19 protein-coding genes and 1 pseudogene are annotated in these 23700 nt (G+C 41.4%); 1 reads left to right on the top strand and 19 read right to left on the bottom strand.

From position 1 onward, the window contains the following. Positions 1–30 precede the first annotated feature (30 nt). Both IGK61_RS04110 and IGK61_RS04105 read right to left on the bottom strand, forming a co-directional pair. Positions 31–1845 (bottom strand): beta-glucoside-specific PTS transporter subunit IIABC, encoded by a 1815-nt coding sequence (locus IGK61_RS04110; protein ID WP_074536508.1) that lies wholly within the window; start codon positions 1843–1845, stop codon positions 31–33. After that, positions 1842–4499 (bottom strand): cadherin-like beta sandwich domain-containing protein, encoded by a 2658-nt coding sequence (locus IGK61_RS04105; RefSeq protein ID WP_074536509.1) that lies wholly within the window; start codon positions 4497–4499, stop codon positions 1842–1844. The genes IGK61_RS04110 and IGK61_RS04105 overlap by 4 nt, the downstream gene beginning before the upstream one ends. A 152-nt stretch (positions 4500–4651) precedes the next feature. Between IGK61_RS04105 and IGK61_RS04100 the strand changes: the two genes are divergently transcribed. Next, positions 4652–5620, top strand: coding sequence for an AraC family transcriptional regulator (locus IGK61_RS04100; RefSeq protein ID WP_074536510.1), 969 nt, complete (start codon positions 4652–4654; stop codon positions 5618–5620). Between the two features lie 166 nt (positions 5621–5786). Here IGK61_RS04100 and IGK61_RS04095 read toward each other — a convergent pair whose 3' ends face one another. From IGK61_RS04095 to rpsN, 17 genes and pseudogenes are all read right to left on the bottom strand, one after another. Then, positions 5787–6641: a GRP family sugar transporter gene (locus IGK61_RS04095; RefSeq protein ID WP_074536511.1), complete on the bottom strand. Its 855-nt coding sequence runs from the start codon at positions 6639–6641 to the stop codon at positions 5787–5789. Positions 6642–6744: 103 nt separating this feature from the next. Next, positions 6745–9330 carry a glycoside hydrolase family 38 C-terminal domain-containing protein gene (locus IGK61_RS04090; RefSeq protein ID WP_074536512.1) on the bottom strand — a complete coding sequence of 862 codons (2586 nt, stop codon included), beginning with the start codon at positions 9328–9330 and terminating at the stop codon, positions 6745–6747. A 2-nt stretch (positions 9331–9332) separates the two neighbouring features. Further along, on the bottom strand, positions 9333–10469 hold the full coding sequence (locus IGK61_RS04085; RefSeq protein ID WP_071859233.1) for a PTS fructose transporter subunit IIC: 1137 nt from the start codon (positions 10467–10469) through the stop codon (positions 9333–9335). Further along, the gene (locus IGK61_RS04080; protein ID WP_008380922.1) at positions 10459–10776 is read right to left on the bottom strand and encodes a PTS fructose transporter subunit IIB; all 318 of its coding nucleotides are present in this window, start codon (positions 10774–10776) and stop codon (positions 10459–10461) included. Before IGK61_RS04080 ends, IGK61_RS04085 begins: the two co-directional genes overlap by 11 nt. 23 nt (positions 10777–10799) lie before the next feature. Beyond that, complete coding sequence (locus IGK61_RS04075) at positions 10800–11249, bottom strand: PTS sugar transporter subunit IIA (protein ID WP_074536513.1); 450 nt, start codon at positions 11247–11249, stop codon at positions 10800–10802. Between the two features lies 1 nt (position 11250). Continuing rightward, positions 11251–13155: a BglG family transcription antiterminator gene (locus tag IGK61_RS04070; RefSeq protein ID WP_074536514.1), complete on the bottom strand. Its 1905-nt coding sequence runs from the start codon at positions 13153–13155 to the stop codon at positions 11251–11253. Positions 13156–13458: 303 nt separating this feature from the next. Then, on the bottom strand, positions 13459–15288 hold the full coding sequence (locus tag IGK61_RS04065; RefSeq protein WP_074536515.1) for a lantibiotic ABC transporter permease: 1830 nt from the start codon (positions 15286–15288) through the stop codon (positions 13459–13461). Further along, a complete protein-coding gene (locus IGK61_RS04060; protein WP_074536516.1) occupies positions 15263–17527 on the bottom strand; it encodes a glycosyltransferase family 2 protein in 2265 nt (754 codons plus the stop codon). Before IGK61_RS04060 ends, IGK61_RS04065 begins: the two co-directional genes overlap by 26 nt. Continuing rightward, positions 17524–18564, bottom strand: a complete 1041-nt coding sequence (locus IGK61_RS04055; protein ID WP_074536517.1) for a bifunctional glycosyltransferase family 2/GtrA family protein — start codon at positions 18562–18564, stop codon at positions 17524–17526. The genes IGK61_RS04060 and IGK61_RS04055 overlap by 4 nt, the downstream gene beginning before the upstream one ends. Before the next feature lie 60 nt (positions 18565–18624). Further along, entirely contained in the window at positions 18625–19677 is a 1053-nt protein-coding gene (locus IGK61_RS04050; RefSeq protein WP_074536518.1) for a GGDEF domain-containing protein, read from the bottom strand. Positions 19678–20009: 332 nt separating this feature from the next. Then, positions 20010–21119 (bottom strand): GGDEF domain-containing protein, encoded by a 1110-nt coding sequence (locus IGK61_RS04045; RefSeq protein ID WP_074536519.1) that lies wholly within the window; start codon positions 21117–21119, stop codon positions 20010–20012. A gap of 4 nt (positions 21120–21123) precedes the next feature. Further along, on the bottom strand, positions 21124–21831 hold the full coding sequence (locus IGK61_RS04040; protein WP_074536520.1) for an EAL domain-containing protein: 708 nt from the start codon (positions 21829–21831) through the stop codon (positions 21124–21126). Positions 21832–22206: 375 nt separating this feature from the next. Further along, entirely contained in the window at positions 22207–22614 is a 408-nt protein-coding gene (locus tag IGK61_RS04035) for a NusG domain II-containing protein (protein ID WP_074536521.1), read from the bottom strand. 21 nt (positions 22615–22635) lie between these two features. Continuing rightward, positions 22636–23033, bottom strand: a pseudogene (locus IGK61_RS04030) (hypothetical protein). Between the two features lie 37 nt (positions 23034–23070). Further along, entirely contained in the window at positions 23071–23241 is a 171-nt protein-coding gene (rpmF, locus tag IGK61_RS04025) for a 50S ribosomal protein L32 (protein ID WP_005225341.1), read from the bottom strand. 29 nt (positions 23242–23270) lie between these two features. After that, complete coding sequence (locus IGK61_RS04020; protein ID WP_005237325.1) at positions 23271–23405, bottom strand: putative metal homeostasis protein; 135 nt, start codon at positions 23403–23405, stop codon at positions 23271–23273. A 15-nt stretch (positions 23406–23420) separates the two neighbouring features. Continuing rightward, positions 23421–23690 (bottom strand): 30S ribosomal protein S14, encoded by a 270-nt coding sequence (gene rpsN / locus IGK61_RS04015; protein WP_005225340.1) that lies wholly within the window; start codon positions 23688–23690, stop codon positions 23421–23423. Positions 23691–23700: the final 10 nt, after the last annotated feature.

Genomic DNA, 23700 nt, shown 5'->3' with positions numbered 1-23700 from the left:
TTCATGTTTTTTTGCATTGAATCTAACATTTTAGTTAGCAACAATAAGAGACTCTTTTTCATTCATGATCTTTTCGAATGCTGACGCATTTGTTACCACAACTGGCGTAATGGTCGCATATCCCTCTGCTTGGTTAGCTGCGAGATCGGCTTTTATCAGGGGCTGGCCCTTTTTGATTGCTTGATTTGCTTCAACAAGGGTCGTAAAGTGCCTGCCTTCTAGCTCTACGGTGTCAACACCGATATGGATCAAAAGCTCAACGCCTTGATCACTGGTCAAGCCGATCGCATGCTTTGTCGGAAATAAAGCAGTGACCACGCCATCAAAAGGGGCATAAAAGGTATTTGATTCCGGTTTGACAGCTTTACCTTGCCCCATCAAGCCTTCTGAAAAAACTTTGTCAGGAACCTCAGTTAAGGGAACGACTTCTCCTTGAACGACTTCTTGAAAATTGATTTTTGTATTCACTGATTCTTTTGATTTGACTGTTTTACTTTTTTCAGGTTCTATAATCCCCCAAAAATAGGTGATTAGAAATGCCGTAACAAGCCCTACTACCTGCGAAGCGATCCCACCATAAAATCCACCATCGATTCCTGCTGGATTGATGATCAAAGGAATACCCAATAATCCCGAACCACCAAAAGAATACTGCACTGTCTGCATAAATCCTGCAATAACACCACCTAAACTTCCACCGATAACAGCAGCGATCAGCGGACGCTTATAAGGAAGTAATACCCCGTACAATGCTGGTTCGCTGACACCAATCAAGGTTGTCAGACCTGTTGAGTATGCGAGTGCTTTCGTTTTATCATTTTTCGTTCGTAGACCAACCGCCACGACAGCTCCAGCCATTGCCATTTGGTTCGCTAGGAGCAGACCCATCACAGGATCGAATCCTTGCATCGCCATGTTGTTAAGAAAAATCGGAATGAATGCCCAATGCAATCCGAACATGACCATCAAGATCCATGGTCCCCCAATCACCAGCCCACCCAAAACCGGACTGAATTGATAAACATTATTTACAAGCGTTGCCAGTAGACTGGATAAGTTGGATATAATTGGACCAACGACCAGCAAGGCAAGGGGGACAGAAACTAGCAACACGATAAGAGGCTGTACCATGAATCGCAAATCCTTCAACGGCCATTTCTGAACGAAACCATTGATTTGGGCTGCCACCCAGACAGCAATGATTGCCGGAAAAACGGAAGAAGTATAGTCCATCATATTCACGGGAATCGACAAAAAAGTCAAACTACCTTCTGTCGCATACGGGAGCAAAGTAGGATAGATCAACGATGCCCCGATCAACATTCCGACATAGCTGTTTAATTTAAAATAATTTGCCGCCGAAGCACCTAATAAGATTGGCATGAAGTAAAAGAAAGCATTAGACAATGCGTACAAAACGATATAGGTTCCCGAAGTTTCTGACAAAATACCTGTTACTGATAAAATCGTCAAGATCCCTTTGATCGTTCCTGACGCAGCCATGGCGCCTAAAGCTGGCGTGAAAATCCCTGAAATCGTGGTGGTAAATTGATCAAAAAGAGATTTTTTTGTTTTTTCACGAGTATTGTCCTCTTTTAGTTCGCCAACTTGTTGCAGGACCGTATCATAGACATCGTTCACGCGATTTCCTAAGACGATCTGGTACTGTCCGCCCTGTTCAACGACTGAGATCACTCCGTCAAGACTAGCAATCGTCTCCTTATTTGGAATACCGGTATCATGCAATACAAAGCGCAGACGTGTGACGCAATGGGTTACCGATTCGACATTGGCTTTTCCACCAATTTCCTTCAAAATATCTGTTGCCAACTGCTGGTTGTTCATTTTTGCTCCTCCTCAATAAAAAGTTTGATTTCTCCAGTGATCCCCAAAGGCTCGAGCAGGACAAATTGCGAAAGATAATCCCTCATACTGCGACCTAAACTATTGATCACTTCAATCTGGATGGAATTATTCGTTTCTTGAAGCAGGTCCGTCAACTCAAATGTATACGGTGTACTGATTCTTGTGCCTACACAATGACCGTTGACTGAAACAGTCACAACTTCTGAAGCATCTTCAATACTTAATAAAACTTCTCCTACTGCTTTAGGAAAGTCCACGGTATAAGTGATTTTCCCGCTAAACCGACTGAAGTCATCACCGACCCCCAGTAAAGGCAGTGACGAATATTGTTTTTGACAGGCAACTGCTACTTGCTCTTTCCCGATTCCTTCGAAAGTGACTTGCCATGGCTGATCGTTTAGATGAACTTCTTTCATTGGTTTGCTTCTTTCAATACGCAATGGTTGTTCCGAGGTAGCTTCAAAAAGAATCAGACTCTCTGCTGGTGCTAAATGAATCTCATAGCTGCCATTTTTATATGACACAGGTTTCAGTTTATTTTCTACTGGATCATATTGAACTAAAGGCTTCTCAGCAGGAAAAACAGCCTGAAACTGCAGCGATTCACTGTCATTTTCATTGAAAAGCATGAATACCTCATCTGTTTGCTGCTGATAATGATAGTACCGCAAATACGGCAGAGCTTTTGACGTTTCTAAACGATCCCGTACCTTCAAGCCAGCATTATCAGTAAGTGCTGTGAGCGGCGTTACTTCTGTCAGACGATCGAGAAGCCGAAGCTCATGGGTAAGCAGAGTTTGTTCAAGGGATTCTTTCACCATCTCCTCAATAAAAATAATTTGAATACCAGATTCTGCGAGAGCTGTCAGCTTTTTGATCAATGAATCAGGCATTCGCTCAATATATGGAATGACTAGTGTTTGAAAGGCGTGCTCATTGATGACAAACGTTCGATTCGTATATTGCGCATCAAGCATCATCTCAACCGAAACGATTTCAAATTCGTATTGATGTTCCATCAGTTCACGAGCAACTTTTTGAATCGGCATATAAGTGCCTGCCCACTCCGCTTCAGCATGGTACAGCACAGCAATGTCCGCTTGATGTTTCCCGTCACTAAATAGATAACTCAAACGATTCATATACGTCATCAGCTGTTTGAAGCCCTCAAATTGTGGATTATGGCCTTGCGCATAAAAATGCGGCGGACAATCGGCATCAGGAAAGTCATTCATTGAAAAGGCATGAGGGACAAAATGATTGACCCCTCGCACCAGCATGTGATCGGTTAGCCATTTCATCAGTTTGGTTCCTTCTGACCAACCATATGCGCCGAATACTTCGCACATCGTTCGACCTTGTTTCACAGGGTCTAAGTTTCCTAAAGACGCCCCCATTTTCCCTAATGCGTAATGGAAAAATTCACCATCCCAGCCAGTAGATGTCATGGCTTCAAAGTATCCATCATTTTGTTGCGGCATCAATTGATGCAAAACGACATCGATTCCTGCCATCGATTGACCTTTCATCGATTGAAAGAAGTGACCTGCCCCATAGCCTAAACGTGCATGGGCATTGTTATCCTCAATCACATGTCCGATATAGTCGACTTTATGTTCACGACACCAACGTCCGATCCGCTGAGAAAAGTGTTGACTATATAGCTCAGAAACCAACGACATATAATTGTAACGAATCTTAGCCGCCTGTTTTGATTCACCACGATAGAGAGCCGGCAAAAGCCCTCGCAGCTCAGTTTCAGATATGGCTAGCTGGTTTGCTAACAAAATCAACAAATCATACCGCCACGGCAATGGCATATCTACTTTTCCAAGGACTGCATCAGGACCCTTGATATTCCCAAACCGCGGTTCATCTGAGAAAAATCCTTGGATCGTTGTGCCAAATTTCTCTCCAAAGTGTTGATAATGACTTTGATAAACCGTTTCCAGCAAAACATCTGTTGCTTCTGGTACCAAAGGATTCAAGTACCCTTGTGTCGAAGCTTCCCCGCCTTCTTGTGTCGTGTAAAAGACAAAGATACTCCACTCTCCTTCAGGAATAGACCAATACAATGTCTCATCAATAATTGAGTCTGTAAGGTCGATCCACTCCTCCTCGCTGATCTGCTTAAATCCAGTTTTTTTGACCGCAACGGCGCTGATGATTTCAGCAGAAAAAAACGATTTGCCACTCTCCTTAACCGTTTCCCCTTCGGAATTCAAAATATTCGGTCGCTCTGCATTGAAACACCAATCCAACATAATTCCAGCATTCTTTTTGGGACCTACAAAATCAAATTGACGAAAATTCAAAAATTCTTTCTGCAAATGTCGATGATTCTTCTCAATTTCTCCTGCGGCGTAGCCTGTTGGAAAGTGCTTGTCATCCAAAATCCAAAGTGTCATTTGTCTTTTTTCACACTCTTCAATGATGATCGCCAACTCGTCCCACCATTGCACTTTCAAAAATTCTTCATGAGGGCGTGATTCGATGCAGACAGATCGGATGCCGGCTTCGGAAATTTTATTGATGTAAGTTTGAATCGTCTCCTTCTCTTCTCCATGCATCCATAAAAACGGAAAAATATGATTATCATATTTTTCGTTCAATAAATTCGTTATCTTTTTCATACAAATTCCTCTTTCTTTCTCATCCAAATTCATTTAAAATCATAATAAATACGCTTTCAAATGTATCATAAGCAATTCTGCAGATTGAAACAATGTCATCTTCTTTGCAGATAATTATCATATTTTTAGATTTACGAAAGGAGGGGATCATAATGACAACCGAAGAAATGGAAAAAAAGCTTTTTCAGTTATCTGAGCGAGAATGCTATCACAGAGACCATCCAAACCACCTTTCTGACTATTATAAACAGCTGGAAAAAGTGACGATCAATGGCCGACAAGTTTACTTATTCGATAATCTGATAGAAGAACAAGAAAACTTTACTCTGGTAAAGCAAAGCCGCTTCAGTCCAGTTCCTTATCATAACCACAGTTTTATCGAATTAAATTATATCTACTCAGGAACATGCATCCAATTGATCGATGATCAGAAAGTTACGCTGACAAAAGGACAAATTTGTCTGATTGATACTGGAATTCCACATTCGATTGAAATGACTGGTGAAGAAGATGTCTTGATCAATCTTTTGATCAAGCGGGATTATTTCGCTCAATTGATCAGTCGGGAACAGTTTAATGAAGGGGTCGTGCTTGATTTCGTTCTGACTGCATTGTCAGACAAACACGCGCATGACCAATATATTGTCTTTAAGAACAATAAAGATGATCGGATCCATGCTGTGATTCAAGAAATGCTGAAAGAAACTTATGAAAAAGCCATTGGCAGTAAACGAATCATCAGCAATCTAATAGCCATTCTTTTCACTTTTCTCGTGCGTGAGTTCGACTATCAGACCAACAAGCAAGAAGCGGCAAAAAAACAGCACATTTTAGCGATCTTGACCTATATCGAAGAGAACTTCCAAACAGTTACTTTGCCAAAACTCGCCACCCTTTTTAACTATTCTCCTTCCTATCTAAGTGCATTGATCAAACGAGAAACTAGTAAAAATTTGACCGAATTGATTATCGAAAAGAAATTGAATCTCGCCCACAACTTAATTGCTTCCTCCACCAAACCAATCACCCAATGTGCGGCTGAAGCAGGTTTCACCAATATCACTTTTTTCTATAAAAAATACAAAATTTATTATGGGCATACACCGAAGAAGAAAAAGTGATCCTATGTCGCTACTTGTTTAAATAAAAAAATGTGGCATAAGGTAAATATTCATGTTCTAAACAAAACAAAAAAAGAGTGGCTACCCACTCTTTGAAATTATTTATTTGTTAAACTATTATCTGCTATTTTATTGGTCGCTAACTAAAATTGCTCAACTGATAAATTTATTTCAACCAACTCATCCCTAATACACCAACAATATAGAGCAAGCTACCAAGAGCAACAAATTGCTTTTCTCTGCCAACTTTTCGTTCCTTTAAGAAAATAATACTTCCATAGGTGGCAACAAGTAAGCTCATTTGAGAAAATGAATAGGTTACGCCTACACCCAATGAAGACGACACAGCGAATAACGAAGCATTCGCGAGAACCCAAGTGCTACCAGTACCTAAATTGCGGATTATTTTGCGGAAACGCAGTTGTTTCTTACTTTTCAAGGAAATCACGCTTCCCCCGAGAAACATCCCTACTGCCTGAGGCAAGAAAATCTGTGCTCCACTTATCTGAAACAGACCAGTGACTGTCACATATAGCATCAAAAAAGCTGAAGAACAACATAGATAAAGAAGTACTTGCTGTGATAAGCTTGTTTTCTGATGAGTTGTCTTAGTTACAAGGAAAACACCTGTTAGGATGACTCCTAGTGCCATGATTGAGAAAATTACAGTCGTTAAATCTTTCCATTCTTTGAGAAAGAAGCCAGATGCTAATGTAACAAATAACAATTGGGTACCGACGGAGACGGGCATTACTTTAGAAACCTCCGCTTTTTCCAAAGCGAGAAATTGGAAGTATTGTCCACAAGCCCAAAAAACCCCAGATAATAAACTGATGAAAAATGGCACCATGGCATAACTCACTTGATTCAAAAAACCAAATACACTACCGAAAATCAAGGCTGCGATTGTTGTTCCTAGCAGTTGTTCCTCTGATTTCCCTCCCATCAATTTAGCGACGATTGGCATTAAGCCCCATCCTAGTGCAGGCAGTGAGGCAAGCAATAAAAGTTGTACGGACATAAAAACTCCTTCTAAATATTGTAAAAAAGCGAGAACACAAAATCTTGTAGAGGAAAACGTTACAGAAGCAATTCCTTCTCGACAAATTTTGTGTTCTTTATTCCTAGTTTTTAGTTAATAAATAGGTTGCTACCCCATAAGCATGGATGATATGATCCGCTTCAAGCGGTTCTTCTAATGCATTGACTCGTTGATATGCGTACCCATTAAATAATTTTTTTGGCTCAAGAGATCGTTCTTTGTTCGTTGAATTGACGAAGCGGATAACGATTCCCTCAGAGTAATACGCATTATGAAGCGCGCTGACACCCACACCTGGTTCTAAGCTGCAGGACAACAAAGAAAGAGACATGTCGGTCAGAGATAATGGATCAATGCGCTTTTGAATTTTATTATCTATGCGATAAATAAAGTAATTCAAATCTTGCAATTGATAAGAAATCGATGGCTGTTCTTTAACAGTTTTCCAAGTAGCCAACAACTCTTCAGAAATAGCTGTTGATGCAACTCGCAGGGAAAAATCGAAGACCATCTCATGGTTTTCCATTTGAGCGAGAGGCGTTTCCATCATAATATGTCCCTTTTTGGTTGTATCGCCAGAAGCGCGACCTGGTCGATACAACAAATCCGGTTTTCCAAGGGAGTCGGTTGTAGCTAGTACCGTTACATATAAGGAGTCGTCGAGATATTCATACTCTTTGCTCTGCTCGCTATAAAAAACGAGGGCGTTCTCTTGATCATTAACAACCACTTGTTTTTCAAATGGTTCAATATTGACGGGTTTTTCTGCATATTTTTCTTGCCAATTTTCCAGTGTTTGATTTCTTTTTTCAAGATAACCAAATTGAATGGCTGCAACCGCTCTTTTTATCGGCTTGTTTAATCGAGCCTTCACTCGAATCCGATGATTTAAAAGCGTATTTTTAAAACGTAGCTTTGCGTTTACCTCACCGTTTTTTGTCAGTTGGAGGGTCAATGTATAGGCGAATGTTTTGGTGGCGATCCCTTTCATCCGTTCTTCGATCGTATACGGTAGCTGTAAACTTCCTTCCAAAACCAATGTTTCTTGCTTTCCTTTGCAACTGGCAAAAGAAAGCGTGATCGGTTGATCATTCAAAATAGGCGAATAGTCATACGTATCACCGGCATTACTATCATCGATGATCGACAAGAAATCCACGATCTGTTGTTTTCCATCTGAATAAATCAGATGGCCGTCTTCAAAGGAAAGCATGTATTTTCCATTTCTAATCCATGTGTTTTGATCTAAAGACGAATCGGGAGTTGTCTCTTGCTCTTCAAATGTAAGGACTTGATAACCAAGGCCTGAAAAGGCACAGGTCACTTGAACGGTTAACAGATAATACCCCTCTTCTTCAATAAAACGGTTGCCAGCCGGAGTTTCTTCCATAATATTTTTCCTGCTTGGGATATACACTGCTTCAAGTACAGATGAATCAGCTCCAATAACCTTGATATTGTTGGTTCTGGATACGATCTTAACGAATTTATCCCCTTGAAATGGCACTGGTGTTGGATGAAGAATCAGAAATTGATTGGCTTGTAAAGCGAGTCCTTCACTGATTCTTTTTAAAATCAAATTTTCAATGCTCTCACAAATCTCACTGATTTCTTTTACCCGATGACTGATATCTTGTGCAACACTATCTGATACACAGCCTGCCAAACTATCATGGGCTTGACATTCAAATAACTTTTTCCAAGCTTTCATTAGCAAGCGATTACTTAATTCGATCCCTAAATCTTTCGCAATAACTAACATTGGTTCAATTTCTAAAATTAATTTATTTTCTAATCGAAAAATCTCACGTTTCAGATCCATTCGTACAGAACCAATCGTTTTGTGAACCCGCGCAAAAACCGGTGCACGAAACTCTCCTTGATAAACTTCCAGTTCTTTTTGACGGACGATCTCCATAAATGCTGGATAGGTGCTCAATTGATACTTGTATTTTCCAAGCTGATTGATTTTCGTTAGTTTTTCTTCTATGGCAGAAACAATGCCTAACTGATCATTTCCAGTTGGAATCAAGATTTCAGGTTCATTCGCGTAGCTCTTAATAAAATCGACACCTTTATCGAGTCTGCCATCTACATAACTGCTCGTTGGCTCCAATTGCTGCTGTGCACCATATCCTTGAGGAAAATTCACCGCATACAGTGAATCTTGCCCACTTAAACTCGTCCATTTAAAGTAAGGGGATTTGACCTGTTCCCCTAAATCGATGCCTCGCCAAAAGATAATGTTATCAAGTCCAACTTCGTTCAATATGGTTGGCATTTGAGCATTAAAACCAAATGTATCTGGCAAATAGCCGATCGGCATATAGCTGCCATATTTTTTGCTATCAAATATACCAATCATGGCATTTCGAATGATGGACTCACCAGAAGCAAAAAAGGCATCTGTTTGGGTGTACCAAGGACCGATGAACAATTGACCATTGGCGATCAACTCTCTGACCTCAGTCAAGCGCTCAGGATAGAGTTCTAAATAATCGTCTAGAATAGACAGTTGTCCATCTAGCACGAAAGAAGCAGTCGGTTGCCTCTTTAGTTCTTTTAGTACATCACTAAATAATTGATCACTCAAAACGACACAGTCCATTGAAGTAAAATACCATTCACGATCCCAATGGGTGTGGTTTACTATGTGTACATTTGTCATAGCTATGCTTCCCACTGCTCTTCCCAAGCAGCTTCGTCAAATTCTTCCATCGTGGTATCTGTTTCTTTCCCCGCATCTTTTGAACGTAGCAAGCTTGTACAAATCGCAATGAATAATGAGCCAGTAGCAATCGATAAAACATACAGTGGCCATTTTTCTACAGTGAACCAGCCATAAAAACCAGAGATTGGGGCTGTATTGACAGCTCCAAGACCTACAGCCATTGCAGAACCAATCGCTGAACCAATCATATTCACTGGGATCACTTTTAGTGGATTTTCCACCGCAAATGGGATCGCTCCTTCTGAAATGCCTACTAGACCCATAATGATCGACGATTTTCCTGCTTCTTTTAATTCGTTATTGTATTTACTCTTTGCAAAAACAGTCGCTAAGCCTAAACCAATTGGTGGAATAATGATTGCCACTTGCGCTGCAGTGTTTGGTGCATAAACGTTACTTGTCAATAAAGCCATCGCGGTTGTCACAGCTGCCTTATTTACTGGTCCCCCAAGGTCAAATCCAACCATTGCCCCTACAACTGCCGCCATCACGATCGCATTTCCGCCACTCAATCCGTTCAACCATGACTCTAAGCCCACATTGATAGCTGCAAATGGTGTACCGATCACATAATTCACAAGTAGGACAGTGACTAAAGTACCTAAAACAGGAACTAAGAACACTGGAACTACCGATGCCATCGATTTTGGCAGCTTTATATGGTTTTTGATCCACAAGCAAATGTACCCAGCGATCAGCCCTGAAACAATTGCGCCTAAGAAGCCTGCGTTAATGTCTTTTACTAACATACCTCCAACAAGACCAGGGGCAATCCCTAGCTTATCGGAAATCGAATAAGCAATAAATGCCGATATTACGGGAAACATCAATCCTAAAGCGATGCCACCGAATCCATCTAAACTATGGAGTAATCGGATGATCGTATTCGCACTTTCTCCATGAGAGGCGTCCCAAATATCGACGATCCCAAATATTGATCCGCCTACTCGAGAAATCGCCATGATAACTGCTCCGGCAATCACCAGAGGAATCATATAAGATATTCCTGTTAAAACATGATTTTTCATTTCACTTGCCAACTTTTTCATCTGATTTTCCTCCTCTTTATTGATCAATCAGCTTTAATGCATCTTCAATTACTTTTTCTGCATTTTTTATAGGGGCTGCTACCGGGACTTTAAGGATCTCCTTGCCATTGAAACGCTCTTCATTTCTCACTTTCGTATCGACGGCAAAAATCACGACTTCCCCAATTTGACAATCCCGCTCGTTCAATTCATTTTCGATACCTGTTGCTCCTTGTGTCTCAACCTTGATTAAATCCCCACGTTTCGCTGCTGCTTTTTTTAGCGCCTGTGCCGCCATAAAGGTATGGGCAACTCCTGTGGCACACGCCGTTACTGCAATAATTTTTCTCTTCATTCTTCTTTCTCCTTTTCTCCGTTTTATTCGCTTAATAGTTTCGCGATAATCTCTTTATCTGTTTCGCTTTTCAGCGCTTCTGTGATGTCTTCATCCATCAATTTCATGGCAATTTCTGATAAGATCCGTAAATGGGTGTCTCCTTGATGTTCTTCAGGAATAGCAAGCATAATCACAACCGTTACTGGTTCATCATCTAAGGATTGCCATTCTAATGGTGCCTTTAACCGAGCAAAAACGATTGCGGGTTCAGAAACTGCACCACTTTTTCCATGGGGGATTGCTATATTATTGCCTATTCCTGTGGTCGAGTGATCTTCTCTTTCCATAACTGATTGAACATACTCATTTTCGGATTGAACAATTCCTTCAGTTACCAATATTTTTGCTAATTGACGGACCACTTCTTCTTTAGTGGTTGCCTCTAGACCAAGAACAATATGTTCAAAAGGTAGTAGTGTTTCTATATTCATTTTATGTTCCCCCTTGTAAATACTTTTTTAATTCCTCTTTCGTCCCTTTAAGGAGGAAGGTTCGTTCATCTGATTCCATCACATTAAGCATCGTGTCATAGATTTCCTCAAGTTCTTGTACAGTTTCATCTTTGATACAGATGAAAAAGACATATTTCACCTTTGTTTCTCCCCAGTGGATCTCATTATTAAGACGTAAAAATACAATCGCTGATTTTTTCACGTATTCTGGTGTACCATGAGGTGTTGCGAATCGTCCAAAAGAAGTAAAGGAAAGCTGTTCCCTTTTTAGCGAAGAGTCAATCATTTCCTCGTTTACATACCCACGAGTAATCAATTGCTCCCCAATAAATGTAATCACCTCTTGATAATCTTCAAAATGATGATCTAAAAAAATCAAGTCCTCATGAATCAATTTCGCAAACTGACTGAAAGAACCATTTTGTTTTTCTTCGACTTTTCTTAAAAAGGCTTCTATTTTTCGCTGCTCATCTTTATTCAGTACAGGTGAAACATGGATTGTTGGAATCGAATCGATTTTTAAATCCACTGTCGATAAAATCAAGTCCTCATAAATATTGGTCTGAATCAACTCTTGAATTGAAAGAATCCTGGAAATATCGATTTGCTCATAATTTCTCCGAATACGAGCAGCTAATAGCTGTGAAGTGCCTTTCCCACTGCTACAAACTAATAAGACACTCACTTTCTTAGGTTGTTTTTCTTCTCGTTGTTCTTTCATCACTTGGATGTGTACGGCCAGAAAGGCAACCTCATCTTCAGGGATCGAAATCGAAAAATGCCAATTTAAGGCATGAGCTAATCGAAGCGCTTCCTCAAAAGACAAAGGGAAATTCTTCTTCACATCATTTAGAAAAGGGTTATGAATGACTAATCCTTTTTGAATGCGATAAATAGCTTCTTTGATATGTGATACCAATCCTAACAAAAGACTTTCATTGCGTAGGGAGATCGTTTCATGAATCAATTTGCGTATCGTTTCATCAAGCAAATCATCGGAGTCATTCTTCTTCATCAACGAATCCCCATAGATATGAAGCGAAATATAATGAACTTCCGAAACTGGCAACGACAGAGAAAACGTTTCTTCTATTGAAGCAATAAAACGATAAAAAGCTCTGTTCTCCATCAAAGGATGTCTTCTTTCTTCAAAAGTCAGATAATTCTTCTCTTTGACCCGATCAATCATGATGATTAGATGAAGCAATAGTGAGTGATAGGCAGCATCATTAAGCGTAATTTGTTCTTTTTTCAAATACTCTTGTAAGAGCGTATCAACTAAAGAAATCTTTGTCAGGTCAATAAAATCATTAACAAACTGAGGAATTCCTTGAATCGAATGCAAATAGCGTTGCTGCTCTTGTGTTATTTTCCAATTTCCACCCCAGAAATAGTAGATCAAATCAAATGCTAAACGACGTTTTTCTTGTTCTGACAAATTCAAAAAGGAACCCTTCCCCGGTAAAACTTCAATCGTAACGTTAAAATGACGAAAGATCTCGCTTACCTGCCCCATGTCATTTTCTAAAGTTGATTTACTGATGTAGAGTGCATCTTGCAGTTGTTGACGCGTAAAATACATTTTTTGTTTCAGTATTTCAAAGCAAAGAAACTGAATACGATCTTTTTTGCTCGTCGGTAAGTTTGATTCCTCGTGCCCATCAAGATACTTTAGAATTTCAGCTGAATCACCATCAAGAAATACACCTACTCTAGGTTTGCGAACAAGCCTTATTGCTGTTTCCTGCAAAAATTCATCAATTCTCTTTAGCGATTGCGAAACTGTCTTTTGCGAAAGCGACATATGCAACCCAATTTTAGCAACCGTTGTTGGTCCATTCTCTAAGAGATATCGAATAATTGCTTTTTCCCGTTCACTGATCATGAAACTATCACCTCGTCTACGTTTCTAATGGTAGCTTTTTCTTAAAAAAATGAAAACACTTACTTTTACTGCATTCATTACAGTAAATCATAGGCACTGAATATATTGCGCCGTTTTTTTCATGTGTACTTTTTCGTTTAATCCAGATTATTTACATGTCCCTTGGTATTTTCATAGTATAGAGGATATTACTCAGTGGGAACAGAAAAAAAATACCAATGAACAAACGAACTGTCGTCTGTTTCATTGGTATTTTAACTTTTGATTCTCTAATAACGAGACACGCTTGAGCAATTCCTTCCCTTAACGCCCCAACACCTCCGCCACCGAATAAACGCCTGGGGCAAAGGTCTTGCCTGTTAGCTTCTTCGTCATGGCATTAAAGGTATAGTGCTCTTCTAAGACGACGACTTCATCGTATTGCTTTAATAGCGTGCGAAATTCAGCATCGGATAAGAGGAAATTCTCTCGGCCATCGACATTAGGTGAAAACAAGTAATATTTTCCGACATAGCCAACTAAGTAGCTATCTACTGCTTCTTTGTTAGTACTGACCACCAAATATTTTTTCTCGTTTAGGTCAAAGTGATCGCCAGTAACGGCTGAAACTTGTGCTGGAATCGAAGCAGCATATTCACGATTGGTATAACGCATGCCATTATTCTCTGAAAGGATCAGCAATGTCGCAAAAAATAGCAGAATCAAGGTACTGTATTGATAGATTTTTTTCGTAGTCAAGCTGGCAAAACTACGGTAGTTTCGTCGATCGATCGCTTGTTCATGATACAAATGATCAATGCCTCGGACCATGAAAAAGGTCATTAAGCCAAGTGCTAAAATCACGATACTTGAGGCATAGCGATCGAACCCTGCCAAAGACAATGCTTCATCAGTGGGCATCGAGAACAAGAACATGGCATAGATTCCTAAATAATACCCCCCAATGATACCATCGATCAACAGCAGTTCTTTGAAAAATGGATTGCGTTTTTTCATGATAAATCGGACAAATAGCCAACTGCCCAACAGAATGACCTGGATCAAGAGAATCCCTTGCGTGGAGATCGTCGCAACATCCGTGATGGTTTTGACAAAAACATCCGTAATCTGCTGCAGTATCTGAGAATCCTTTTCGCCAAAAATCTGTTTATAAGCGGTCACGCTGACTTCATGCTTCGATTTAGGAAAATTCGCTTTGACATGCAGGTTCCAAAGAATCGCCGGCAGGACAGATAGCCCAATGGCAGCTAACCCTACAATCATCAAGCCTAGCCGTTGTCGCCAGTTAACTGATGCCTGCCACAAGCAGATTAGTAAATAGCCGCCTAAAATCAGCAGAAAAAAGACGGCACTATTTTTGACCAGATCAAGAGAGGCACCAATCAAAAGAAAGAAACCGATCGACGGTAGTACGTTGCCTTTTAAAGCGAATAAGCCAGCGATGCCAGCTAAAGTCAACACTGGCAGGATAAAGTCCACTAACAAATTATTCATTCGAATCGCAATATTAAAATAATTGAAAACCGCCATACTGGTGAAGATCAGGGCAAAAGCCAGCTTTCTTTTCGGATCACGAATAATCGCAAAGAAACTATACAGACTACAGAAAATCAAAATCAATTGACCAATCAGCAAGACATTCTCATGATAGCCAACAATGATCGCTGTATAAGTAACAAACAGCGAGCTGCCTAAAGGATAGGAAGTAAAACTGATGATGGCATCGGCTGCCGTTGGCAATTGTCCCTGCGTATAAAGGAATTTAACGATCGTCGCCCAATGGGAGAAGTTGTCATAGTGGGTCAAATGACTGTGAAGCAAGGTTAAAACGAACAAAGCAAAATAGCCGTAAAACCACAGCAGGATGGGCTCTTGCAAGCCCCAACGTACCTGATAGCGCTCCTGCCAAAAACGCCAAACGCATAATAGTAAACCAAGACCAAATAAAACCCATGCCCCCCAGATCAACCATCCTTTTGGACCATATGCGACAAAGGAAAGAACGAGGATCGGCAAACAGCAAGCAGCGATCCAGCTGATGTGTTTGGGAAAATGGCAAACTCGTACAAAAAGATAGGCATAGCCAGCTAATGATAAACCAAAAAGACTAAATCGCAGCAGGATCTCGATCATCATCTTCCTCCTTTCTCAGCAAGCTGTCTACCCATTCTTGAAAGGCTGCTGTAAAACGCAGCTCGGAAAGATTGCTTACTTGATAAATCACTTGATTTTCTGTTGGTTGAAGCGTTGCTTTTTCAGCGTGAAGCACAAGATTACTGATCGGCAAGGTTAGACGGGCAGGCATCTCGACTTCTTCTGTTTTTACCAACGTGAGCTGGTCAAAACCAAATGTTGTGACCGTATAGGCTCCTTCTTCAAAGACCCATTCTTGATCAATCGACAGGACAGGCACTCGCTGAGGCAGCAATGGCTTTTCTTTGGCTTGCAGCAGATGCTTACCGAGATTTTCAAAAAGACTGTCAAAGAAGGTCATCCACGGGTCACGCAGAACTGGCAGGCTTTGATTGAAGCCATCATAAATGATCTGCAAATAAGCTAAGTAGTCTTTTTCTGATAATTGGTGTAAAGCAACCCCATAGACCCAGCGATCCTTGCCTGAAAAAACGCGGACGACGTTTCCCGTCATCTCTGCTTGGTAGCCATTACGGGTGATTTTAAACGTCAGCTGCGCATCTGGCGGAAAATAAAGAGGAACGTCAGAAACAAAGGACAAGCCGTTTTCTGAGATATTTTCTGTCATCAAAGAATAGCTGGCGTCTTGGTCGGAAACTTCAACAGGATAATGGGCTCTGAACCGTTCCGTCGTTCGGTAAATCGGGCGACCGAGATAAAATAAGACCGCAAAGGTTAAGTTAAAGAAATGGGTCAGCAACCAGAAAGTCAACACGCTGCCATAGAAAATCTCTGAGCCGAATTTGCCGTAATTAAACTTCACTAAGCCGATAATCGTCAAAATCAACAGCAACAAATGCGGCACCACAAACAACAAGTCTTTTTTAGACTGAGTTGCTGCTTTATTGGTCACTTTGAAACGGGTCTCTTTGATGCCAATGGCTTGTAAAAAGACAGGAATCACTAGGTAAGGTGCAAAAATCGTTTCCTGGATCTCGCCCCAGCGCTGCGTTCGAATATCACTGCTCAAATCCTGCATCGCCAAATGCAAGAACGTATAGCTTGGCAGCCAAAACAGCAGCAAGACCCAAAAGTTGGTCTCTACGACCCTTACATTAAAGACGGTGTACAAAATCGGCGCGAAAATAAACAGCAACCGACGTAAAAACGACCACCAATACAAATAACTGTTTAAGAAAACCATTTTTTGCGCCAAAGACAACGTCTTGTTCTTAAAAAGATGGAGATTGTGGACACTTTGGACCACTCCTCTTCCCCAGCGAATCCGCTGCTTTAAGGCACTTGGGATATCAATGGGAGACAGACCGCTGGCCATGGGCTGCATTGTTGATAAACTGCGATAACCTTGGCAATTGATCAAGGCGCCTAATTCAAAATCTTCCGTGATGGTGTCCGTCGGAAATCCGCCGGCGGCTTCGATCGCTTCTCGTGCGATCACCGTATTGGATCCTGTATAAATAGCTGTATCATGGGCGTTGTTCAAAACATTGACTTCTCTGGAAAAGAAGTCCTGCTCGTTAGGGATCGCCGCTTCTGAAAAAAGATTGTACTGAAAAAGATCCGCATTGTAAAAGCTTTGCGGTGTTTGGACAAAGCCCAACGGTTTGATGGTCTGATCTTTGCGGCGTTCCTGCTGATTTGCCACAAAATAAGGCACTGTTTCCAGCAAAAAATCTGAGTAAGGGATCATATCTGCATCAAAGGTCGCCACTAGCGGCGAATTGGTTTTTGACAATGCATGATTGAGATTGCCTGACTTGGCATGCTGATTGCCTGTCAATCCGATATAGCCGATGCCAAATTTATCTGCCAGTGCTTTGACCTCTGGACGGTTGGTGTCATCTGACAAGTAGATGTGAACTTTTTTGGGATCGGGGTATTTCATATGAACTGCCGCATTGACCGTTTTTAATAAAAGCGGCACTTCTTCATTATGGGTCGCAATCAACACATCGATCGCTGGATAGTCGGCTTCTGGCACGATCGGTTTTTCAAAAGGCTTTGCTTTGTTTTTGTTCCAAATCAACAGCAAGCCCGTAAAGTTCGATATGATCTCACTGCCCCAAAGTAGCAAACCAAACAGCAGGGCAAACCAAGACTCGTGCCATGGCAATGTATACAGCCCCCGCCATGATAAATAGATCAGCGAAAAGACAAACGCCAGAAAGTAAACGACTTTTTTCGCCCAAGGCAAACGTTTTTGTTCCACCTCAATCACTCCTTAAAGATGACATTTTTTTGCACATGGTAACTAAAGAAAAAGAGCAGGCAATCGACGCCTATTTTTAACAACACAGAATCCCCGATCGGCAGGATCAAATAGATCAGGTAGACGAGGAAAGAGGACAGCAAAATCTGTACGATCACTAATAAAAAATACTGCAGCATACTGTTCTTTGTCCGTTGACCAAAAACAAGCTCGCGATTGATGTAGTAATTGACGATCGCCGAAATCAAGCGGGCACCCAACGAAGCGATCACGATGGAGGACAGATCGATGACAGACAAGAAATGGATCAATAACGCATAGGCGATCACATCGACAAAAAAGGAGACTACAGATGAAAACAAATACTTCAAAAAGACGCTATAGATAGCGACGGAATCTGCCAAGACCCGAAAATGGGAAGAGGCATTTTCTTCAATATAGATGGTGGCGATCGGTTGCGAGAGAATCGGCCACCCCCGTTTCTGGGCTTCGATCAGCATCCGCGTTTCGTATTCAAAACGCTCACCTGAGATCGCCAACAAATCTGTCATGAATTTCCGAGGGAAAACCCTTAAGCCCGTCTGCGAATCCTCGATGGCAAGACCAGTCGCTAAACGTAGGATATTTCGGGTCAAAATGTTGCCGAACTTACTCCGCAAGGGCACTTCTTTGCCAAAGGATCGGGTCCCTAAAATAATACTGTCGGGATGGGCTTGTGCCTTAGCTAAGCAAGCCATCATATCGGTATACTCATGCTGCCCGTCCGAATCAATGGTCACCATAAATTCAACAGCTGGCTGGTTTGTCAGCACTTCAGTGAGGGCGGTTTTGATGGCTGCGCCTTTTCCAAGATTCTTTGGATGGGTCAAAACCTGACAGCCAAACTGCTGTGCCAACGCCGAAAAGACAGACTGATAAGCAGCCCCACTGCCATCATCCACGACTAAAATCGGCAGGTGCTGGTTATGCAAACGAATTTTCTCCACCAGAGCCAGCAGTTTGTGGTCAGGTTCTAGCGAAGGAATCATGATTAAACTATTTTCCATATGTGCTCCTCATTTAAGGTAGTATTTTTGAAAATAAAAAAAGAAAAGAAGCCAACCCCGTCAGTAAAGACAGAGTTGGTCGCGACCGCTGCGCTTGGCTCGATACAATGCTTGATCGGCACGTTCTTGCGTTTGCATCAGCAGCTCGCCCTTTTGCCGTTGTGCGATCCCAATCGACAACGTGATGCTGACCGAATCGCCTGCATCCAAGATGATTTCTTGGTAACGGATGCGCTTTTGGATTTTTTCGAGGAGATAAGCAGCAGCCTGTGCGTCTCCTTGGATCAAGATCGCAAACTCTTCCCCACCGATGCGATAGACCGGATTGCTCGCCGTACAGTAGGTCGAAAAAATACGAGCGATTTCTTGCAAAATCACATCCCCAGCACGGTGTCCGTAACGGTCATTGTAATTTTTGAAATGATCGATATCGATCAAAGCGATCGATAAGTCCACCTCGGTCGTGTCTAGGCGTTGGCGGTCCTCTTGAAATTTACGGAAGTTGTTCAACTGCGTAAGATCATCGATTTTGACCAATGCCAAAATGCGCTGCATATCATTGACTATCGAGTAAAGGAAAAACGCCAAAGTATAGGCGAGAATGCCATAAACTATATAAATTAGGGTCGTTTTTTGAATATCCCCCGTCAAATAAAAACCAAAAAGAAAGGAGATAGCGATCAAGTAGCTAATTGATAGGAACAACTCTTGTTTGTCAGTAAATCGCCGTTTGGCCCAGGCATGCAGAAATGTCAGTGTCACTATCAAAAAAAACGTAAGGTATAAGTTCAACCAAGAAGATTTTGATACTTCAAACAAGAAACGTCCTAACGCTAGATTGACCATCGTCGGTACGGTCACCTTCCACCCCAGATACTTCATGGAAAAAGCGTAAAGCAAGAAGCGCAGGTCAAATCTCGTTTCGTATACGACGTAAGAGAAATTCATCATCAGCATCCCCACGACGGTTTCACAAGCAATCGCCGCTGCGATCTGTTTCGCTTTGAACGTCCCTTGGCCAACGAATCCGTCACTGATTTTGAATAACAAATAAATATTGATGATAATTGCGCCTAAATTTGCGAGTGTATTGACAACCAGCGTATTTGCCATTTCCTGTGCTTCCTTTCTAAAAAAAAGAACCCTTACTTGCTGATTCGACGGGACAATTCCAGAAACATTTCATTGGAAAAGCGGACAAAGCATCAAGTAAGAATCACTATTAATTATTGACAGTTTTTATCACTCTTGATTTAGAATAATTTACCAGAAATTATACATAGTTTCAATCTTTTTGTTAATATGCGAAGATTCTCAAGATAAATAAAATAATCAAAATGTATATTTTGTAAATAAATAACATTATTTCTTTATTATTACTAACTTTTTGTGCATAAAGATTTAATTCTTTGTGAATTTGTGTAAATTATTTTTCCATTATTTTTTTACGTCTCAGGCAAGGTGCACACCCGGTTTCGACCACTTTGTTTTGCGAGATAGAGTGCTTGATCGGCTCTTTCAACGGCTGCCAAGATATCCCCATGACAAACTGTGCTCGCTTCAACGCCGCAAGACAAAGACATCGTCCCTTTTTCAAAATTAGCGACAGGAAACATACTACTAGAAATGGTTTGACACAGTGTCGTCATCGCAGCTACGGTCTGTTCTTTGACATCCCCTTCGATCACGACACAGAACTCTTCTCCGCCATAACGATAAAAGGAAAAGGTCTCGGCAAAATGCGCCTCTAAAAAAGTGGACGTCCGTGAGGCGAAAGTTCTCAATAGCTCATTTCCGGCGATATGACCATAACGGTCGTTGACCTTTTTGAAGTGATCGAGATCGATCATGGCGATCGTCACAGTCTTTTTCTGTGAAACGGCTTGAAGCAGATCGTGGTTATAGGTCCCATAGTTGAAGCAGCCGGTCAACGCATCGATCTTACTATTCGCCAACTCTGCCAGTACTTGGTATTCTTGCCCCTCAATCAACCGATGCAACCACATAAAACTTCCTAGCAGCACGAAAGAACCAACAAATACTGCCAACATCGCTTCCCAGTCATAGGTCGTCGTATGATGGACTAGCATCGAAAAACGCGGTGAGAGCAGGCAGGTCAAAAAATACATCATATAAAATTGCTGTTGCGGACGCAGTGACTTGATTTTTGATAAGAGAAAATCAAGGACAAAGACACCGACACCTAATAGCGGTAAATAAAAGGCTTTGCCAATGTCAGAAAAACCGACAAACAGTAAATAGAAAACGACCATACACGGCGTTATCAAAATCAAGATCTTGCCACGATCACCATAGAAAAAATGACTCGCAATAAAAGCAGTTGTGTATTGATAACAGATAAACCCAACTGAATTCATTGAGAAAGAAAGAATAAAATACAAATGCGTAAACGTCAGAATACCAATAATAAAATACTTAAATGGACGAGAAACCGATATTTTTTGCACACTTCGTACAAAAACATCTGCGGTCACCAGTAAACTGGCAATCATCAGCGGCAAACCAAACGCCAAGAGCACGCCTCGTTCTAACATTCCATCACAATCGCTCTCCTTTAGACCATAAATATCCTTGTTGTAAATGAACCCCCATCTCAAGCAGCTGCGCCATCTTATCGCGGGTCTCGATGCCTTCAACGATCAACTCAAGCTGATACTTTTTGGCGACCTTCAACCAACAGGTCAAGAAACTAAACCCGATCTCCTCATCGAGCTGAATAAACGGCAGTAGTGAAAATTTCAAACAATCCACATTTTCAAGATTGGCAAAGACCAATGACAGGGTATTTTGGCCACAGCCGATGTCATCGACAGCGATCACATAGCCATAGGCTTTGATTTTTGCAAGGGCAGTAGACAAATCAAAAGAATCATGCTGACCTATTACAGGATGCTCTGTTAATTCGATCTGCAACTGCTCTTTGTGAGCAGTCATCCCCTCAAAAAAGGTCCACGTTGACTGCCACAGCAGCTGTTGTGGATGAATATTGACACTAAAGCGGGTTTTCGGCTTTTCTTGGCACAACCGTCGCAGCTCCTGGGCATACCACTCCATCAACTGCTGGTTGCCACTTTCAGATTGAATCATTGCGCTGAATTCTTGTTGCGGAAAGCGGTTGTTTTTCTCGCTGCGCAGCAAGACCTCATAGCCGTTCACCTCTTGCTGACTTAGCGATTCTACCTGCATGATTGGTTGACATAACAGATAAAAATTGTCTGTGTTTTCCCAAATTGTTTCATTTCCCATCTTCGTTAAGCCCCCATCTAGTAAAGTTATCACTTCCGAAAATTGGTCATATTTGTATCATCGCTCGTTCATAGTCCTTAGAAAAAGAAGCTTCAAAGGAACTGACTTGCCTAAGTATACCAAATAGAGCCGCAGTTCCCCAACTATTTTAGATGATTGGGCAGAAATTTTTGTGAACGATTGGACAGAGATTGTAGCTTTCACCCATAGTTCCTCTTTCTTCTGACAGTTGGAATTCTGCGCTTTTCTTGTATCAAAAACGCTGTTTCTGGCTGACTTACACGTTGGTCGATTGGCGGTTTTGACAGCTTCTTCTGCTCATCCTCATAAAAAAGCCAGCTGAACAGGAATTGTTCAGCTGGCTTCCTTTTTCTGTTAATAAATTAAATAGTCAGAGGCACCGGCTTGCTTGATCTCGATCACCAGCTTATGAGGCAGGCAAATGCTCGTCTGCCCATTGCGATAGATCCAGCTGGTTTTGACAGCAATCTGGTCGGGACTATTGTCTTCACGAACTCGGATCGCGCCATCTTTGATCTCGACGATATTGTACTGACCTTCTGCTGGATAGTAGGTTTTTTCCATCGCATCGATTTCTTCTAAGTTAAAACGGTCAACCTCATCTCCATTGATCCGCACGATTGCATACCGATCGCCGGTATCACTTTGAGCTTGTGCTTCAAATAGAAAAAGCGGTAAAAAAGAGCCGACAACTAACAGAACAAACAGCAGATAATCATAGGGCTTTAGAAGTTTTAAAAATGGCTGGATCGTCTTTTTCATCACATGTACGCCTTTCACGGTTCATTCACTGTTCCTTTTAGAAGGTAATCGCTCTTCGAAAAAAGCAGTTAGGTCGATGATCTCTTCCTCTGTGAAGGTTTCTTGCTCCCATTGGGCAAGAATTTGTTCTTGCAAAGCCAAATCCATTTCCCAAAAATGCTCGATCTTCTTGAAATGCTTTGAGTCAAAGGAACGAAACACAGGGTAGAGCATCAAAAATTCTTCAAAGGTAAGATCCCAGTCCTCAGTATAATCTTTAACGCCCCTTCTGACAAGGCTTTTTCCGTCGGATCGCCGTTTTCTTTGATCAAGCCTGCTTCGTAAAAATGGCGATAGATTGCCTCTTTGGTGATCTCTGGATGAAATTTTTTACTGTGACGATAGGCTTCTTCAATCAGTGACGGATAGATGATCTCCATTTTCCCCCTGCTTTCTGGACGGCGTCATAAGACGGCGTTAATTCTTTTCGATTGGGTGCTGCGCTTTATATTCTGCTAAAGATACATGGTGGCTGCGCTTGAAGGTTCCTGTTGTCCCATCAAACGAAATCGCTGGTGCTTTGACGCCATAGTGGGTCCGGCGCTTATTCTTTTTTGCTTTTGATGTTTTTCTTGCAGGTACTGCCATGTCATTTCCAACTTTCTTTCACTTTCTCATTATGCACGCAGCTGCAATGCATTTTTTCGTTTATTTCGCTTAAATTCATGAATGATCTTTAATGCGCGTTTCCTTGTTTTGATGTTCGGGCTCTTTAAACGTCGATACGCACTAGACAAGTCCGTTTTTTCCATATTGACTCCTTTCTGTTACCAGCTTGCTTTTGTAACGCCGGGAATTTCTCCGAGATGTGCATGCTTACGGAAATTGATCCGTGACATGCCGAATTTATTCATGTAGCCGCGCGGACGACCATCGATCATATCCCGTTTCTTCAAACGAGTCGGATTCGAATCCTTCGGTAGTTTGGCCAATGCTTGGGTATCTCCTTGTGCTTTTAGTTCTTGACGTACTGCTCGGTATTGTTCGATGAGTTGTACTTGTTTGTTGTATTTTGCAATTTTTGATTTTTTTGCCATTCAGTTATTT

Origin of the sequence: Enterococcus sp. AZ063, from assembly GCF_051715045.1 — a bacterium.
Classification (GTDB): domain Bacteria; phylum Bacillota; class Bacilli; order Lactobacillales; family Enterococcaceae; genus Enterococcus_D; species Enterococcus_D casseliflavus.
This window is presented reverse-complemented; position numbering and strand designations above follow the sequence as displayed.